Origin of the sequence: Streptomyces sp. NPDC050658 (assembly GCF_044457025.1) — a bacterium.
Classification (GTDB): Bacteria; Actinomycetota; Actinomycetes; order Streptomycetales; family Streptomycetaceae; genus Streptomyces.
In genome coordinates, this window is record NZ_JBITGM010000003.1 from 621,230 (window position 1) to 637,493 (window position 16,264).

Sequence of the window (16,264 nt, forward strand, 5' to 3'; positions counted from 1 at the left end):
GGGGGCGCACGGGCCTGTGACTGGGTACGCCTCCCGCCTACCCTCGCCCCATGGATCACGCGCCGAACCACCTCACCGCGTCCCGTCCCCCCAACCCCCTGCGGCAGCTGACCTTGGAGCAGCTGCGGGAGCGTACGAGCATGAAGTGGCGGGCCTACCCGCAGGACGTTCTGCCGCTGTGGGTCGCGGAGATGGACGTGCCGCTCGCCGAGCCGGTGGCGCGGGCGATCCGGGACGCGGTGGAGCGGGGGGACACGGGGTATCCGGCGGGGAACGGGTACGCGCAGGCGCTCGCCGGGTTCGCCGCGCGGCGGTGGGGGTGGGAGGGGCTCGACGTCGGGCGTACGGCGATCGTGCCCGATGTGATGCTCGGCATCGTCGAGATGCTGAAGCTGGTCTCCGGTCCCGGGGACCCCGTCGTCGTCAACTGTCCTGTGTATCCGCCCTTCTACCAGTTCATACGGAGCGACGGGCGGCCGGTCGTCGAGGCGCCGCTGGACGAGGCGGGGCGGATCGGTCTCGTCGCTCTCGAAGCCGCCTTCCGGGAGGCCCTGCGTCTTGGGCGGCGGCCCGTGTATCTGCTGTGCAGCCCGCACAATCCGACCGGCACCCTGCACACCGCCGGTGAACTCGCCGATGTGGCGCGGCTCGCGCGGCGGTACGGCGTGCGGGTCGTCGTGGACGAGATCCATGCGCCGATCGTCGCGGAGGGCGCCCGGTTCGTCCCATATCTGAGTGTGCCGGGTGGCGAGAACGGGCTCTCGCTCCTGTCCGCGTCCAAGGCGTGGAACCTCGCCGGGCTCAAGGCCGCCGTCGCCGTCGCGGGGCCCGAGGCGGCAGCCGACTTGGCCCGGATCCCCGAGGAGGTGAGCCATGGCCCCAGCCATCTCGGCGTCATCGCGCACACCGCCGCCCTGTGGCACGGCGGGGACTGGCTGGACGCGCTCCTTCGCGGTGTCGACGAGAACCGCCGGCTGCTCGGCGAGCTGCTGCGCGAGCGGCTGCCGGGCGTCCGGCACCGTCCCGGCCAGGCCACCTACCTGTCCTGGCTGGACTGCCGGGAGCTCGGTCTGGGCGAGGATCCCGCCGCCGTCTTCCTGGAGAAGGGCCGCGTCGCCCTCAGTTCGGGTTCCCCCTTCGGGTCGGGCGGCACCGGCTTCGTCCGCCTCAATCTGGCGACCTCCCCCGAGATTCTCGCCGAAGGGATTCGAAGGATGGCGTCGGCCGTCCGTCACATCGGTTGAAATATCGATCAATTGATCCGTCCGAAAGTTCACCCCACCAGAATCGGACGCTCCACCGGCGACTTAGTCGGTAATTCGACGGACACATGACAATGGCAAAAATCATTTGTTACCCGTCGGTGGCCATCGCCATAGCGCCCCTTCACGCCCGGCAGGCCCGTGATCCGCGACGCGGCGCCCTGTCCGGAACACTTCGGGGGCAGCCGTACGGCTGGGACGAGTGTGAACACGGATGCGGCCAAGATGTGATGACGGGACGTCAGGGGGTGCCCCTTATTTTTGGACAGACCGTTGAAAGGGTCACATCGGAGAAACGTGAGGCCCTACGGTTGCTCCGGTGGGGGGAGACAGGGGCACAAGGGGGGTAGAAGCCGACCATGCGGGCGTGGCGCGAAAAGCCGGGGGGTGCACGCGCCGCCCTGTAACAACAAAGGCTGTTCTTTCGAGGGAGTTCCGTAAGGACACCGCGGAACGCGGACCACCGGAACTGATGCGGACTTCCGACTTGACCAGCCGGGCCGTCGCATCGAGAGTGAAGTCCTTCTGCCCATCGGCATGCACTCGGCATGCTTCAGGCATGCGCTCAGCAGGTCCGAACAGGTATCTGACAAAGGAAATCGGCATGCGCGAAATCCCTTGATGCCGTACAGGTCACACCCGCCCACATTCCATGTCGGGCAACACAGGGACTTTGTGAAGGAGACCCTCGTGACGGAATCTCGGCCGAAGAATCCCATGTCCGAAGGAAGCGCGCTGCTGCCCGCTTCCGAAGGCAGCGGGCTACTGCTCGACGCGTTTGACGCCCAACTCTTCCGGGAGACATCCGAAACCGCTCTGGCGAAGTTGGAGAAACACCTCTCCGATCTCTCCATCAGGGGTCTCGAGCTCACCGATCCGGCCAGGCTGTCTCAGGCCGCACGGGCACTGATGACCACGGAGCGCGAGAGCGTGGCGGCGTACGACGAGGAGAAGCTCGCAGGGATCATCGACCTGTACATCAGGACCGGCATCCAGGTGCACTCACCCGGATACATGGGCCGGCAGTTCTCGGGCGTCGTCCCGCTCGCGGGCGTCATCGACTTCGTCAGCTCGGTGATCAACCAGCCGGCCTCGTTCTACGAGGCGGCCCAACTGCCCAACGTGGTCGAGCGGATCATGGCCGACGAGCTCAACCGGTACATCGGCTGGGACCCCGAGCGGTTCACGATGGTGACCACGTCAGGCGGGTCGCTGGCCAATCTCACCGCACTGCTCGCGGCCCGCAGCCAGAAGCTCCCGGGCTACTGGTCGGACGGCGGCTCCAGCCTGCGCGGCCAGCCGAGGCCGGCCATCGCGGTGGGCGCGGACGTGCACTACAGCGTGGCCCGCGCGGCCGGCGTCATGGGCATCGGCGAGGCCCAGCTGGTCCGGCTTCCGCTCAACGCGCGGGGGCAGATCTCGGTGGCCGACGCGCGCCCTGCCCTGGCCGCGGCCGAGCGGCAGAACCTGAAGGTGTTCTGCCTCGTCGTGTCGGCCGGCGGCACCTCCGTCGGCGCCTTCGACCCGATCGACGAACTCGCCGAAATAGCCAGGGAATTCAACCTCTGGCTGCATGTCGACGGTGCGCACGGCGCGAGCCTCCTGGTGTCGGACGCGTACCGCGAGAAGCTGCGGGGAATCGAGAAGGCGGATTCCCTGACCTGGGACGCGCACAAAATGATGTTCGTGCCGTCGCCCTGCACGATGCTCTTCTACCGGGACAAGGAGACCTGCCGCGCCGCGTTCCGGCAGAAGGCCAGTTATGTGTTCGACGAGGAGCCGGACATATACACCGCGTACGACAGCGGGGGCAAGAACTTCGAGTGCACGAAGCGCCCGATGATCATGACCCTGTGGACGCTTTGGGCCATGTATGGACCGGCTCTGTTCGCGGAGAAGATCGAATATCTCTGCCGATTGACGGAGAAGGCCCATGGAATCCTGCGGGCTGATCCGGATTTCGAGACACCGCACCGCCCGGAGGCGAACATCCTGTGCTTCCGATATCACCCGGCAGGGCTCAGGAAGGAGGATGTGCACAGCCTCCAGATCGCCATTCGAAATCGCGTCAAATTCCGCGGAAACTTCTTCATCTCCAAGGTCGACCTCGATGGAGTCGCCGCGCTGCGGGTGGTCATGATGAACCATCAGATCACCGATGGGCACGTCCGGATGCTGATCTCTGAGATCAGGAACACCGGACAGGAAATTCTCGAGCGCGAATCGGGCACGGAAACAACTTAGAGGGGACGGGTGTTGAGTACATCGCATGTTCCACAGGCCACACATCTGCCACCGGCCGCGAACACTCCCGGCGGACCGACCGAACTGGCCCATTGGCTGATCCCCGACTGGGAGCTGCGCCCCGAATCGGTTGAAGCCGTAACGTTGCTTCCCTCGTTCGCGAGCAAACTCCAGGAATGCGAGCGGGTCTGCCAGGCGCCGTACAGCGAGGTCTCCCACGAGATCCAGGACGCGCTCGTGCTGCGCCGGCTGCAGCAGATGGTGAACACCGTGCTGCTCAACCCGATGTGGCGCGAACGGCTCTACGGCGCCGGCACCGTGGGGGCACCCGAGTCGTTCGAGGCCTGGCAGAGCATCCCGCTGTCGGACAAGGACGTACAGCGCGACTTCTTCATGGACACGCGCCCCGGCATGGTCGTCCCGCTCACCCGCGGCGAGTTCGAGGTCGTCGCCAGCGGCGGCACCAGCGGCGGCAGCCCGCTCGAAGTCGTCTACTCCCTGCGGGAGTTGAAGGACACCTACGAGATCGCCGGCCGCTTCATGGGCGCCTACCAGCTCGCCGAGCACCTCGCGGGCACCGACCCCAAGTGGCTCTTCACCACGCTGGCCGACTACCAGATGTGGAGCAGCGGCACCATGGTGGGCGGCGTCCTGTCACATGTGCCGGGCGTCAACTACGTCGGTGCGGGCCCCGTCACGGCCCCCGTCCTTGAGCACATGTTCTCCTACAAGGGCCCCAAGGCCCTGATGGGGATCTCCGCGGGCATCGGCATCCTCAGCGAGCTGGGCGCGGGGATGCGCCAGGAGTCCAGGGAGAGTTTCCGCGTCGCGCTGTACGGCAGCGGGGTGCTCTCGCAGCGCAAGCGGGTCGAGCTGAAGGCGCTGTACCCGAACCTGTCGATCCTCAGCTACTTCGCCGCGACCCAGGCGGAGACCATCGGGCTGCAGCTCGACGCCGCGTCGCCGTATCTGTCCGCCGTACCGGGACTGCACTTCATCGAGATCGTCGACGACGAGGGGCGCTGGGTCGCGGAGGGCGAGGAGGGCGAGCTCGTCGTGACGCGGCTGCACGCGCACGAGGCGCCGCTGCTCCGGCTGAAGCTGGGCGACCGGATGATCCGGCGGCGCAGGACCGAGGGGCCCGGCCTCAAGACCCAGCGGTTCGAGTTCGCGGGACGCACCGGCGACGTGCTGCACATCAACGACAGCCAGTACTCCGCCGCGCGCGCCTACGCCTCGGTCCGTGACGAGCTGCGGGCGGTCGAGGCGGTGGACCTGGACGCGGTGGCGCACGAGGTGCAGTTCGTCAACAACCGCGAGGGCCGGACCATCACGCTGTTCGCCTCGGTGGACGACGTACTGGGTCTGACGTACCGGACGGACACCACGCTCGGCCCCTACGGGGTCCAGCAGGTCTTCGTGAACGCGCTGCCGCGCTCGCTGTCGCTCTTCAACCACGGCGAGGCGAACCCCGCGTCGATCGAGAAGACGGGCTACAGCTTCCAGCTCAAGTTCGTGCCCCGGCTGTCCACGGAGATCGAACGGACGGCGGTCGGGAAGGTCCCGCTGGTCCGGGACCGGGGTTGACCTCAACAGAAGGAGTGAGGATGAAACCGCAAGTGAACATCGTGGCGGTCGTGGACGTCATCGGGGCGCTGTCGGCCAGCACCCTGCAGGAGGGCAACCTCTGCATGATCGACGACGGGGCACACAACAGCGCCCACCAGGGGACGCCGAACCTGTGCACCGTCGTCAAGCCGGGCCAGGTCGTGTCGTGGTCGGCGCTCGCCGTGGACCTGCAGACGCCGGTCGAGATCAAGAACATCTCGTTCGTGCCGGCCGGCCAGTCCGCCGTGCCGGCGCAGCCGCCCGCGCAGACGCCCGGTCAGATCCCGGGCCAGCCGCCGGTGACCGGGCACGCGCAGCCCCCCTCGGCGGCGGGCAGCCACGCCGAGGGCGACAAGCTCGACCTCGACGTCTGGACCGGCGTGGTCCCCAGCTGGCTGACGCCGGGGGTGGCCTACCGCTACCGCCTGGAGCTCCAGATGTACGAGGGCAGCAACAGCGTGATGCACGTCGATACACCCGCGTTGATGTGTCAGTAGCAGCCGCAGCGCGACGGCAAGGGCCTGGAACGACGACGAAGGCGGAATCATGCCCCAACAATTGGCGATCATCGTGCTCGTGGACGTCGGCAGCGCGCTGGAGTCCGAGTCACTCGACGGCAACACCTACCTGTTCGACAACATGAAGCTGCAGGGTTCCGAGAACCAGGGAACCGGCGAGCTGGTCACGGCGATCAACGGCTCCTACTGGCGGGACGGCTCGCAGGCCAGCGAGCAGGTCCTCAACTGGCTGCCCTACAGCCTCGGTTCGATCCCGCCGACCGTGCCCCGCGGCTATGAGTTCGACCGGGCGCGGCAGAGCGACGAGAAGGCACTGGCCGATCTGCAGGACCTGGCGACCAAGTCCTCGGTCGCCGGCACCGACCAGGCCGAGCAGCTCAGCCAGATCCGCAAGACGGTCGGCGCCCGCGTCAAGACCACGCGGCGCACCCGCGGCCGGCTGTCGGGCCAGAAGATCCTGGACGTCACCGGTCAGGTCGTCACCGAGGAGAACACCGGGGCGTACACCTACCCCGCACCGGTGATCACCGACATCTACGGCGAGGCGGTCGACTCGAAGATCATGTATCCGGCGGAGTACGGCTCCCCGGACCTGGTCACCGACGGCTGGTACTGGTCGGCGACCGTCGACACGTCACGGCCCGGCACCTACTCGTACGTGATGCGCATCCAGTTGCACAAGCTGGTGGGCCTCAACGGCGAGCTGCGCTGGGAGGCGGTCAACCTGACCTGCCCCTCGACCCTCAAGATCACCTCGGAGCCGAGGCGCAACGCGTTCACGAAGGCGGGCATGGGCATCCTGCCCATCCCGCCGGGGTCCGGTGTCCGGCCGGGCGCTGTCTGACCACGTCGCGCGAGAAGCACCGAGCGGAAGCCAGAAGGAGGAGCAGATGACCACCAAGCCGAGGCAGCGGGAGAGTTCCGCGAAGCGGCCCATCTCGATCACCGCGGTCGTGGACTGCGTGGGCGCCCTCGCGGCCGGAAACATGCAGGGCCACCTGTACATGTACGACACGAACAAGTCCGGGGGCTCGGCCGGTTTCGGCACCGAGCAGCTGCGGACCAAGGCGAAGAAGGGCGACCAACTCCTGTGGAACGCCCTCGCGCTGGAGTGCGAGGCGTATGTCGCCATCGACGACATCGTGATGGACAGCGACATCTGCGAGCCGGAGCGCAAGACCTATCCGGGCACGGACGTCACGTACTGGATCGGGACGCTGAAGAAAGACGCGACCAACGTCCCGTACGAGATCAAGTTCAAGCTCGGCACGAGGGACGAACCGATCGCCACCACCCTGTCGTCGTCCCTCGTCGGCTAGGGCCCCAGATGGCGGCGTACGCGAAGGAGGAGTGTTGACCAGCAGCGTGCAGCAGAAGCAGAACCCCGGGCAGCTGAACTCGGTGCAGCTCAACATCGTCACGCTCATCAACATGGAGCGGGCGACGGAGACGGGCTCGCTGAGCGACTCGATGTACATGATGGACAACAGCATCGGCGGGCGCGGGCAGGGCACTTCGTCCCTGGAGACCGTGTGCAAGCAGGGGCAGGTCCTGAACTGGATCGTGCGTCCGCTCGACATGGAGAAGCGCACGGACGGCACCTGGCCGCCCATGCCGAAGATCAACAACATCACGTTCCTCGACACCGAGCTGGGTGACGAGGAGGACGTGGCCGAGCGGAAGATCTTCACGGAGCTGAAGATCTACGGGATGCCGGACCGCATCCGCGACCCGTTCACGCCGGTCTACTACTACTGGGCGGGCACGGTCCTTGGCAACGCCAAGCCCGGCTTGTACCGCTACCGGCTCGTGATGGAGCTGGAGCAGGAGCGCAAGAAGGAGAAGCTGTACCTGAACACGGCGATCCACCCGTCGATCAGGATCATCGGCGTGTGACGCGAGTGCACGGCTGAGGTCCCTCCGGCGGACGGTTCCCGCCGGAGGGGCCTTGTGGGCACAGGGCCGATTCTCTGCCTGGCGGTCTTGAACCACCGGGCGTAGAGAGGGAGTTCACCCCCTGGGAGGCCGGTGTGGACAGGACCATCGACAAGGGAACGTTCCAGGACACGTTCAAGAACCAGGCCATCGTGATCTCCATGCTGCCGCGGGGCATGCAGCTCACGCTCGCCATGAATGCCAACACCGCGGCGGGCCCGGAGGACGACGTCCTGCGGTCGAAGGCCGAGTTCGGTCTGCTCTACGACCTGCTGCTCGGCTGGCAGGGGGACGAGGCGGAGGACGGCAGGCTCGTGCTGCTCGGCGGGGACGGGGAGTCCACGCACGTGGGCAGGATGGTGCAGATACTCATCGACAAGGCGCAGAGCAAAGAGGAGTTCTTCGCTCAGGAGATGTATCAGGTCAAGGTCACCGGCTGGCCGCAGGACACATGGACGGCCGACGACGTGATGGTGGCGCCGCCGGGCGCCCGGCTGAGCCTGGCGATGAGCCGCACGCCGGACAGCCTGCTCCTGTCGACCGGCGCCTTCTCGATGGTCAACAGCGGCAACATGACCGCCCACGCGCCCAAGCGCTCCTGGAAGGTCGACTTCGAGATCGGCGAGAGCGAGGACCGGCTCTACGGAATGGAGCGGCTCAACCTCAAGTCGATGTACAACGACCCCTCACAGATGCGCGAGGCGATCGCCTGGCGGCTGCTCGACCGCGCGGGAATTCCGGCGGCGCAGCACACGTACGCGACGTTCTCCGTCAACGACCGCTACATGGGCCTGTATTCGGTCGTCGAGCAGGTCGACAAGAAGTTCCTGAAGGACCACTTCGGCAAGAACTCGGCGGGCAACCTCTACAAGGCGTACTGCGGCGACGTCGGCTGCGCGACCCTGGAGCACCGCTCCGGCACGGACGGCGGCGACGGCGGCCGCCAGTACTTCACCGCGGGCAGCCACGAGGACGACCGTACGTACCGTCTGAAGACCAACGAGGACGACCCGGCCGCCAACACCTACGACGATCTGGCCGCCCTGATCCGGACCGTCAACGGGGTGCAACTGCCGGGTGGCGACGACCGGTTCGCCTCAGACGCGTTCCGCGAGTCGGTCGAGCGGGTGCTGAACGTCCGCGCCTTCCTGCGCTGGGCCGGCGCCAATGTGCTGCTAGGCAGCTGGGACAACTATTTCGCGACCCCGTCGAACTACTACCTGTACAACTCGGGCCGGGCGGGCGACCCGAACGGCTTCACCGACCGTCCGTACTTCACGTTCATCCCGTGGGACTACGACAACAGCTCGGGCATCGACTTCTTCGGTACGCCGTGGCAGTACACCGATCTCCTCGACTGGCCGGCGATGACCCGGAACTACTGCCGGATCACGCACGCCCCGCACGAGGTCTCCCGGCTGCCGCTCTTCAGCAACCTGCTGCGGCACCACGACTTCTGCCAGTACTACCTCGACCACCTGGAGTTCCTCCTGGACACCGAGTTCGGCCCGGAGAAGGTGGCCGCGCTGATCGGCGCCGAGGGCTCGGGGCAGGCCGAAGGGCTCTGGCAGCTGGTCTCGTCCGCCGCGTACGGGGAGTCGGCGACACCGCACGGACAGCCCTTCACCGGGCGGCAGTTCAGCAACGACGAGGTCTACCGGGCGGGCTACCGACAGTGGGAGCTCAGCCGGGGCTCCCAGTTCACCTACGGGATCTACCACTACACCCGGATGCGCTACGACCACGCCCGGCAGCAGCTCGCCGAGCTGCGCAAGACCTATCCCAACGGAGCGAGCGGGGCCCTGTTCCCCGGCGCGATGGAGGTGCTCCCCTCATGACGGCAGCGAAGAAGACGAAGAAGGCCGAGCCGCAGACCTTGCGTCTGGTCAAGGAGGCCAAGATCCAGGAGCTGATCGGCAAGGTCGCGGGCACCCGCCTGGAGGCGAGCGGCGTCATCTACCGCGACGGCGTGTTCCTGGTCGTCTGCGACAACCTGACCTCGCTCATCCGGATCAGCAGCGAGCTGTCGCCGAAGGCCCCGGAGAACGGGGTCCGCGCCCTCAAGCTGAGCAAGGCCGCGGGGAATTCGCGGAAGGTCGAGGGGTACGAGGATCTCGCCCACGACGAGCGGCGCGACCACTACTTCGCGCTGAGCGAGGCCGTCCCGGTCAAGCCGAAGGGCTTTCGCGCGCGGGTCCAGGAGTACGACGCGAAGCTGCGCCCGACCAGCTCGACGTGGCTGGACTTCACGCTGACGGACGCCAACAAGGGCATGGAGGGCCTGGACTGGGTCGAGCGGCAGGGCACGGCGTATCTGCTCGGCCTGTGCGAGGGGAACCGGTGCGCGGGCGGCAAGGAGGGCCGGCGGCCGGGCGGCGGACGCATCCAGGTCTTCAAGCGCGGTCGCAGGCAGTGGGACCACGCGGCGACGATCCGGCTGCCCGCCTCGCTGCCCTTCGAGGACTACGCGAGCGTGTCCGTGCGCGAGGACGGCAGGATCGCCGTCCTGTCGCAGGCGTCGTCCGCGCTGTGGGTGGGCCGCCTGTCGACGAAGAAGTGGGAGGTGGACGAGGGCACGGTCTACCACCTGCCGAGGGACGCCAAGGGCCGGCTGGCCTACGGCAACCCGGAGGGCGTGTCCTGGGTCTCGGCCGACCATGTGGTGGTGGTCTCGGACCGCGCGAAGAAGGGCCCGGACAACAAGCTCCACCGCGTCAAGGACCAGTCGATCCACCTGTTCCTGATCCCTGGCCCGAACTGAGGACGCACCGCTGACGGCGGAGCGCTGGGGGCGGCCGGGCCACTCGGCCGCCCGTAACCACGCACACGGCCCGGGCGGCGGGACCTCGCGCCCGCTCGGGCGGCCGAGTCACTCGGGCTGGGGCCGTCGGGTCACTCGGCCGCCCACATGCCCCGTACGTGCCCCAGGTGGCGGGTCATCACCGCTCGCACGGCCGCCTCGTCGCGGGCCAGCAGGGCGTCGAGGATCTCCAGGTGTTCCTCGGCCGACGCCTCCAGGCGGCCCGCGTCGACCAGCGCCTGCAGTCCGTAGAGGCGGGAGCGCTTGCGCAGGTCGCCGACCACCTCGACCAGATGGTCGTTGCCGGAGAGGGCGAGCAGGCCCAGGTGGAAGCGGATGTCCGCCTCGACGTACGCGATCAGGTCGCCCTTGGCGGCGGCGGTGACGATCTCCCGCGCCACCGGCCGCAGCGCCTCCAGGGCGGCCGGATCGGCGGTCGTCGCCAGCTCGGCCGTGGTCGGGATCTCGATCAGCGCGCGGATGTGCTTGTACTCGTCGAGCTGCTTCGTGGAGACCGCGGTGACCCGGAAGCCCTTGTTCGGCACCGTGTCGACGAGCCCCTCCTTGACCAGGTCGAGCATCGCCTCGCGCACCGGCGTCGCCGAGACGCCGAAGCGCGAGGCGAGCGTCGGGGCGGAGTAGACCTCGCCGGGCCGCAGCTCCCCCGCGATCAGCGCGGCCCGCAGCGCGTCCGCGACCCGCTCGCGGTAACTGCTGCGCGTCCCGCCGAGGCTGGGCAGGGCCGACGGCGCGGCGGACGGGGCACTGCTGCGCCGGTCGGTCATGGGGGTCGGCCTCCTTGATGCCATGTCACGTGCCACGAGTATCCCAAGTGGCTACAGGACGAACCCCGCCGGGAAGGGGTCGTCCGGGTCGAGAAGGTACTGGGCGGTGCCCGTCACCCAGGCCCGCCCCGTGAAGCTGGGCAGCACGGCGGGGATGCCCGCCACTTCGGTGGTCCCCAGCAGGCGCCCGCTGAACCGCGTACCGATGAAGGATTCATTGACGAACTCGGTCTCCAGGGGCAGCTCGCCCCGTGCGTGCAACTGCGCCATGCGCGCGCTGGTCCCGGTGCCGCACGGCGAGCGGTCGAACCAGCCGGGGTGGATCGCCATGGCGTGCCGTGAGTGCCGGGCGGTGGAGCCCGGCGCGTAGAGGTGGACGTGGTGGCAGCCGCGGATGGAGGGGTCGTCGGGGTGCACCGGCTCGTCCTCCGCGTTGATCGCCGCCATCAGGGAGAGCCCGGCCGCGAGGATGTCGTCCTTGCGGCCGCGGTCGAAGGGCAGGCCGAACTGGTCGAGCGGCAGGATCGCGTAGAAGTTGCCGCCGTAGGCCAGGTCGTACGTCACCGTTCGGCCGTCGGGCAGGGTGATCTTCCGGTCGAGGGCGACGGAGAACGACGGCACGTTCTGCAGCGTGACGGCCTTCGCCGCGCCGTTCTCGACCGCGACCTCGGCGACGACAACACCCGCCGGAGTGTCGAGCCGGATCGTGGTGACGGGCTCCACCACCTCGACCATGCCGGTCTCGACGAGGACGGTGGCGACGCCGATGGTGCCGTGCCCGCACATCGGCAGATAGCCCGAGACCTCGATGTAGATCACGCCGTAGTCGCAGTCGGGCCTGCTCGGCGGCTGGAGGATCGCGCCGCTCATCGCGGCGTGCCCGCGCGGCTCGTTCATCAGGAGCTGCTTGATGTCGTCGCGGTGCTCGCGGAAGTAGAGCCTGCGCTCGTTCATCGTCGCGCCGGGGACGGTGCCGATGCCGCCGGTGATCACCCGCGTCGGCATCCCCTCGGTGTGCGAGTCGACCGCGTGCAGGACGAGTTTGCTGCGCATGTCGGAACCCTTCGTAGGCGATAAGACCCTCAGGCGAGCCCGGCGGCGACGGCCCGTTCGGTGGCGGCGCGCACCGCCTTCTCCTGGTCCGGCAGGAGCGGCACGCGCGGCGGCCGGCAGGGGCCGCCGTGCCGCCCGACGATGTCCATGGACAACTTGATGGCCTGCACGAACTCGGGCCTGGAGTCCCAGCGGAGCAGCGCGTGCAGCTCCCGGTACAGCTCCCGCGCCGTGGCCAGCTCACCGGCCACCGCCGCGCGGTACAGCTCGGCCGAAGCGGCGGGCAGCGCGTTCGGGTAGCCCGCGACCCAGCCCTTGGCGCCGGCCAGGGCGAGTTCGAGCAGTACGTCGTCGGCGCCGATCAACAGGTCGAGTTCCGGGGCGAGTTCGGCGATGCGGTAGGCGCGCCGGACGTCTCCGGAGAACTCCTTGACGGCGTGCACGTACCCCTCGCCGTGCAGCTTCGCGAGGAGTTCGGGCTCCAGGTCGACCTTGGTGTCGATGGGGTTGTTGTACGCCACCACGGGGATGCCCGCCCCGGCGACCTCGCGGTAGTGGTCGAGGACGGAGCGCTCGTCGGCGCGGTAGGCGTTCGGCGGAAGCAGCATCACCGAAGCGCAGCCCGCGTCCCTGGCCTGCTCGGCCCAGCGGCGCGCCTCCGCCGAGCCGTAGGCGGCGACGCCGGGCATCACCCGCTGCCCGCCGACGGCGGCGACGGCGGTCTCCACGACCTTGGCGCGCTCCTCGGGCGTGAGGACCTGGTACTCGCCGAGGGAGCCGTTGGGCACGACACCGTCGCAGCCGTTCTCCACGAGCCAGGCGCAGTGCTCGGCGAAGGCGCCGTAGTCCACGGAAAGGTCGTCGTTCAGGGGCAGCGCGGTGGCGACGAGGACGCCGTGCCAGGGGCGGTGACCGGACGCGGTCATGGGGTGGTCCCTTCTCGATGCGGTGCGGTGCTGTGCCGTGCTGTGCGATGTGGTGCTGTGCCGTGCTGTGCGATGTGGTGCCGTGCTGTGCTACGTGGTGCCGTGCTGTGCGATGTGGTGCGGGTCTGGTGGTCGGGACGCGCCCTACGGATCAGGCGTGGCCGCTTCGTCGCCCGCCTCGGCGAGCACCCCCAGCGGCACGGGCCTGGCGAAGGGTCTGCGCGCGGGCGGCTGCGCGCAGCCCGCCAGTCCGGCGACGGCAGGACCGCACATCCGGCCCTGGCACCAGCCCATCCCGGCGCGGGTCAGGAGCTTGACGGTGCGGACGTCCGTGGCGCCGAGCTCGTCGACGGCCTCGCGGACGGCCGACGCGGGCACCTCCTCGCAGCGGCACACCAGCGTGTCGTCCCGCAGCTGCTCGGTCCAGTGCGCGGGCGGGACGTACACGGCGTCCAGCGCCGCGGCGAACTTCCGTGCCGCGGTACGGGACTTGGCGGCCGCGGCCCATTCGGCCGGGTCGGGCGTACGTCCGCGCAGGCGGGCGGCGGCCGAACGTCCCGCGATGTGTCCCTCGGCGAGCGAGAGGGCGGCGCCGCCGATGCCGGTGGCCTCGCCCGCCGCCCAGACGCCGGGCACGTCGGTGCGCTGCTCGGCGTCGACGGCGACGCCCGCCTCCTCGATCCGGCAGCCGAGCGCCTCGGCGAGGTCGGTGTGCGGCAGCATGCCGTGGCCGACGGCGAGGGTGTCGCAGGCGATGCGCCGTCCGGTGCCGGGTGCGACGCGCCCCGCCGGGTCGAGCGGGGCGACGGTCACCGCTTCGACGCGGTCCTTGCCATGGGCCTCGACGACGGTGTGGCGTGCGAGCAACGGGACGCGGTGGCGCAGGAGTTCGGCCGCGTACTGTGCGCCCTCGGCGAGCTTGGCGGGGTGGGCCGCGAGGGCGGCGGCGTGCCGTGCCGCGCCCTTCGGCCCGCCGGACTCGACCAGCGCCGCGACGTCGGCCCCTGCCGCGGCGAGCCCGACGGCGACCGGCATGAGCAGCGGCCCCGTCCCGGCGACCACGGCCCTGCGGCCGGGCAGCACGAGGCCGCCCTTGAGCATGGCCTGCGCCCCGCCGGCGGTGAGCACGCCGGGCAGCGTCCAGCCGGGGAACGGCAGCACCTTCTCGTACCCACCGGTGGCGAGCAGCACGGCGTCGGCGCGCACGGCCGCGGGTTCTTCCTGCTCCGGACCGAGCAGCGCGTGCACGACGAAGCTGTCGCGCGCAGCCTCCCGGCGTTCGACGAACCAGACATGATGTTCCGTCAGATGTGTGACACGCCCTGCCGCGACATGTCGCGCGAGGCCGTCCCGCAGCCGTTCCCATGTGCGCCACCCGTGGTGCAGCGCCTGCGGCCGGCGCGCGCCGAGGGCTCGGGCGGGCTGCCGGTAGAACTGGCCGCCCGGCTGAGCGCCCGCGTCGACCAGGCGTACGTGGATGCCCCGGTCCGCGGCTGCCAGCGCTGCCGCGAGTCCGGCGGGGCCCGCGCCGATCACGGCGAGCGTCGTCATCGCCGCTCCCCCGCTCCGGCGTGACCGGTCCCGTTCTGGGTGCCGATCTCGTCGCCGGGAGCGGCGGGGACCAGGCAAGCCCGTTGATTGGGGCGGCCGTTGACGGTGACCAGGCAGTCGAAGCAGACGCCGATCCCGCAGAAGACGCCGCGCCGCTCTCCGCCGCGCCGGGTGTCGCGCCAGGCGGTGATGCCCGCCGACCACAGTGCGGCGGCGACGGTCTGGCCGGGCAGGGCCGGGATCTCGCGGCCGTCGAAGGTGACGGTGTGCGCGGGTGCGGGGCGGGCGCGGACGAGGTCGATGGGAGTGCGGCCGCTCGCTGCGTCCACGTGACTGCGCTTGCTCACGACGCCTCCTCGGCGAATCGGTCGGGGCGGAACGGTTCGAGCCGTAGCTCGGGGCTCGCCCCGAGCAGGGCCTGGGCGATCAAGTACCCCGTCCCCGTGGCGAGTCCGATGCCCGCGCCCTCGTGGCCGCAGGCATGGAGCAGGCCCGGCGCCCGCGCGTCCGGGCCGATGGCGGGCAGATGGTCCGGGAGGTAGGGGCGGAAGCCCACGTAGGCGCGCATCGCGCGGACGTCCCTCAGGAACGGGAAGAGTCGGTTCGCCCCGGCGGCGAGGGCACGGAGGACCGGCAGGGAGAAGCTCCGGTCGAAGCCGACCCGTTCCCGGCTCGCCCCGATGAGGACGGGGCCCGCGGCCGTGCCCTCGACCACCGGTGAGGTCTGCAGCGCGGCGGACTCGCTGGCCACGTCGGCCACATAGTCGGCGGCGTACACCTTGTGCCGGACCATGCGCGACAGCGGCTCGGTGACCAGGACGTATCCCCGCCGGGGCAGGACCGGGAGGCGGACTCCCGCGAGGGCGGCGAGGTCGCCGCCCCAGGTGCCCGCCGCGTTCACCACGGCGGGGGCGTGCACCTCGCCCCGGTCGGTGCGGACGCCGTACACCGTGCCGCCCGCGTCGCGCAGCACCGCGGTGACGGTCCAGCCCGTGCCCAGCCGGGCCCCCGACTCCCTTGCCCTGCGCACCAGTTGGGCGGCGGCGAGGGTCGGCATCACCTGGCTGTCCTGCGGGTAGTGGACGCCACCGGCCGCGTCGGGGGCGAGATGCGGTTCCAGTTCGCGCAGTTCGGCGGCCGTGACGGGGCGCGCGTCGACCCCGGCGGCACGCTGCCCCGCGGCGAACTCCCCCAGCGCGGCGAGCCCTTCACCCGACGAGGCGACCACGACGCCGCCCTTGGCCTCGTACTCGACGCTCGCCCCGAGGCCCGGCTCGGCGGCGAGTTCGCTCCACAACCGCCCGGAGAGCAGGGCCAGTTCGAGTTCCGGGCCCGGTTCCTTGTCGGAGACGAGCAGGTTTCCCTCGCCGGACCCGGTGGTGCCGCCGGCCACCGGACCCCGGTCGAGCAGGACGACGGACAGTCCGGCCCGAGCCGCGTACAAGGCACATGCGGCGCCCACCATCCCGGCGCCGACAACCACAACATCGCAGGTCAGCCGCTTGGTCACAGCAGTACTATGTCACATGTTCCTTTATGGGCCAAGGGTCTCTACGCTGGTGGACATCGCTGTCGAGAACGC

The 16,264-nt window shown here is 69.6% G+C and carries 15 protein-coding genes; 9 read left to right on the top strand and 6 right to left on the bottom strand.

All coding sequences use genetic code 11. The features are described from left to right. Nucleotides 1–50: 50 nt before the first annotated feature. The 9 genes from ACIBKX_RS14370 (at nucleotide 51) to ACIBKX_RS14410 (ending at nucleotide 10,328) form a co-directional block, all read left to right on the top strand. Nucleotides 51–1,244 carry an aminotransferase class I/II-fold pyridoxal phosphate-dependent enzyme gene (locus ACIBKX_RS14370; protein WP_363272094.1) on the top strand — a complete coding sequence of 398 codons (1,194 nt, stop codon included), beginning with the start codon at nucleotides 51–53 and terminating at the stop codon, nucleotides 1,242–1,244. Nucleotides 1,245–1,979: 735 nt separating this feature from the next. Continuing rightward, on the top strand, nucleotides 1,980–3,506 hold the full coding sequence (locus tag ACIBKX_RS14375; RefSeq protein ID WP_363272095.1) for a pyridoxal-dependent decarboxylase: 1,527 nt from the start codon (nucleotides 1,980–1,982) through the stop codon (nucleotides 3,504–3,506). A gap of 12 nt (nucleotides 3,507–3,518) precedes the next feature. Then, nucleotides 3,519–5,093: a hypothetical protein gene (locus ACIBKX_RS14380; RefSeq protein ID WP_363272096.1), complete on the top strand. Its 1,575-nt coding sequence runs from the start codon at nucleotides 3,519–3,521 to the stop codon at nucleotides 5,091–5,093. 20 nt (nucleotides 5,094–5,113) lie between these two features. After that, entirely contained in the window at nucleotides 5,114–5,611 is a 498-nt protein-coding gene (locus ACIBKX_RS14385; RefSeq protein ID WP_363272097.1) for a hypothetical protein, read from the top strand. 49 nt (nucleotides 5,612–5,660) lie between these two features. Then, nucleotides 5,661–6,476: a hypothetical protein gene (locus ACIBKX_RS14390; protein WP_363272098.1), complete on the top strand. Its 816-nt coding sequence runs from the start codon at nucleotides 5,661–5,663 to the stop codon at nucleotides 6,474–6,476. Between the two features lie 46 nt (nucleotides 6,477–6,522). Next, a complete protein-coding gene (locus tag ACIBKX_RS14395; protein ID WP_363272099.1) occupies nucleotides 6,523–6,951 on the top strand; it encodes a hypothetical protein in 429 nt (142 codons plus the stop codon). Between the two features lie 34 nt (nucleotides 6,952–6,985). Then, complete coding sequence (locus ACIBKX_RS14400) at nucleotides 6,986–7,528, top strand: hypothetical protein (protein ID WP_363272100.1); 543 nt, start codon at nucleotides 6,986–6,988, stop codon at nucleotides 7,526–7,528. Nucleotides 7,529–7,662: 134 nt separating this feature from the next. Beyond that, entirely contained in the window at nucleotides 7,663–9,405 is a 1,743-nt protein-coding gene (locus tag ACIBKX_RS14405; RefSeq protein ID WP_363272101.1) for a CotH kinase family protein, read from the top strand. Further along, entirely contained in the window at nucleotides 9,402–10,328 is a 927-nt protein-coding gene (locus tag ACIBKX_RS14410; protein WP_363272102.1) for a hypothetical protein, read from the top strand. The genes ACIBKX_RS14405 and ACIBKX_RS14410 overlap by 4 nt, the downstream gene beginning before the upstream one ends. A gap of 131 nt (nucleotides 10,329–10,459) precedes the next feature. Here the strand turns inward: ACIBKX_RS14410 and ACIBKX_RS14415 are convergent, their stop codons facing one another. The 6 genes from ACIBKX_RS14415 to ACIBKX_RS14440 all read right to left on the bottom strand — a co-directional run bounded on the left by ACIBKX_RS14415 (nucleotide 10,460) and on the right by ACIBKX_RS14440 (nucleotide 16,192). After that, nucleotides 10,460–11,152, bottom strand: a complete 693-nt coding sequence (locus tag ACIBKX_RS14415) for a GntR family transcriptional regulator (RefSeq protein WP_363272103.1) — start codon at nucleotides 11,150–11,152, stop codon at nucleotides 10,460–10,462. 51 nt (nucleotides 11,153–11,203) lie between these two features. After that, on the bottom strand, nucleotides 11,204–12,205 hold the full coding sequence (locus tag ACIBKX_RS14420) for a proline racemase family protein (protein ID WP_363272104.1): 1,002 nt from the start codon (nucleotides 12,203–12,205) through the stop codon (nucleotides 11,204–11,206). 29 nt (nucleotides 12,206–12,234) lie between these two features. Next, nucleotides 12,235–13,131, bottom strand: a complete 897-nt coding sequence (locus ACIBKX_RS14425; RefSeq protein WP_363272105.1) for a dihydrodipicolinate synthase family protein — start codon at nucleotides 13,129–13,131, stop codon at nucleotides 12,235–12,237. Between the two features lie 144 nt (nucleotides 13,132–13,275). Further along, on the bottom strand, nucleotides 13,276–14,682 hold the full coding sequence (locus ACIBKX_RS14430) for an FAD-dependent oxidoreductase (RefSeq protein ID WP_363272106.1): 1,407 nt from the start codon (nucleotides 14,680–14,682) through the stop codon (nucleotides 13,276–13,278). Beyond that, nucleotides 14,679–15,029, bottom strand: a complete 351-nt coding sequence (locus tag ACIBKX_RS14435; RefSeq protein WP_363272107.1) for a (2Fe-2S)-binding protein — start codon at nucleotides 15,027–15,029, stop codon at nucleotides 14,679–14,681. Before ACIBKX_RS14435 ends, ACIBKX_RS14430 begins: the two co-directional genes overlap by 4 nt. Then, on the bottom strand, nucleotides 15,026–16,192 hold the full coding sequence (locus tag ACIBKX_RS14440; protein WP_363272108.1) for an FAD-dependent oxidoreductase: 1,167 nt from the start codon (nucleotides 16,190–16,192) through the stop codon (nucleotides 15,026–15,028). The genes ACIBKX_RS14435 and ACIBKX_RS14440 overlap by 4 nt, the downstream gene beginning before the upstream one ends. Nucleotides 16,193–16,264: the final 72 nt, after the last annotated feature.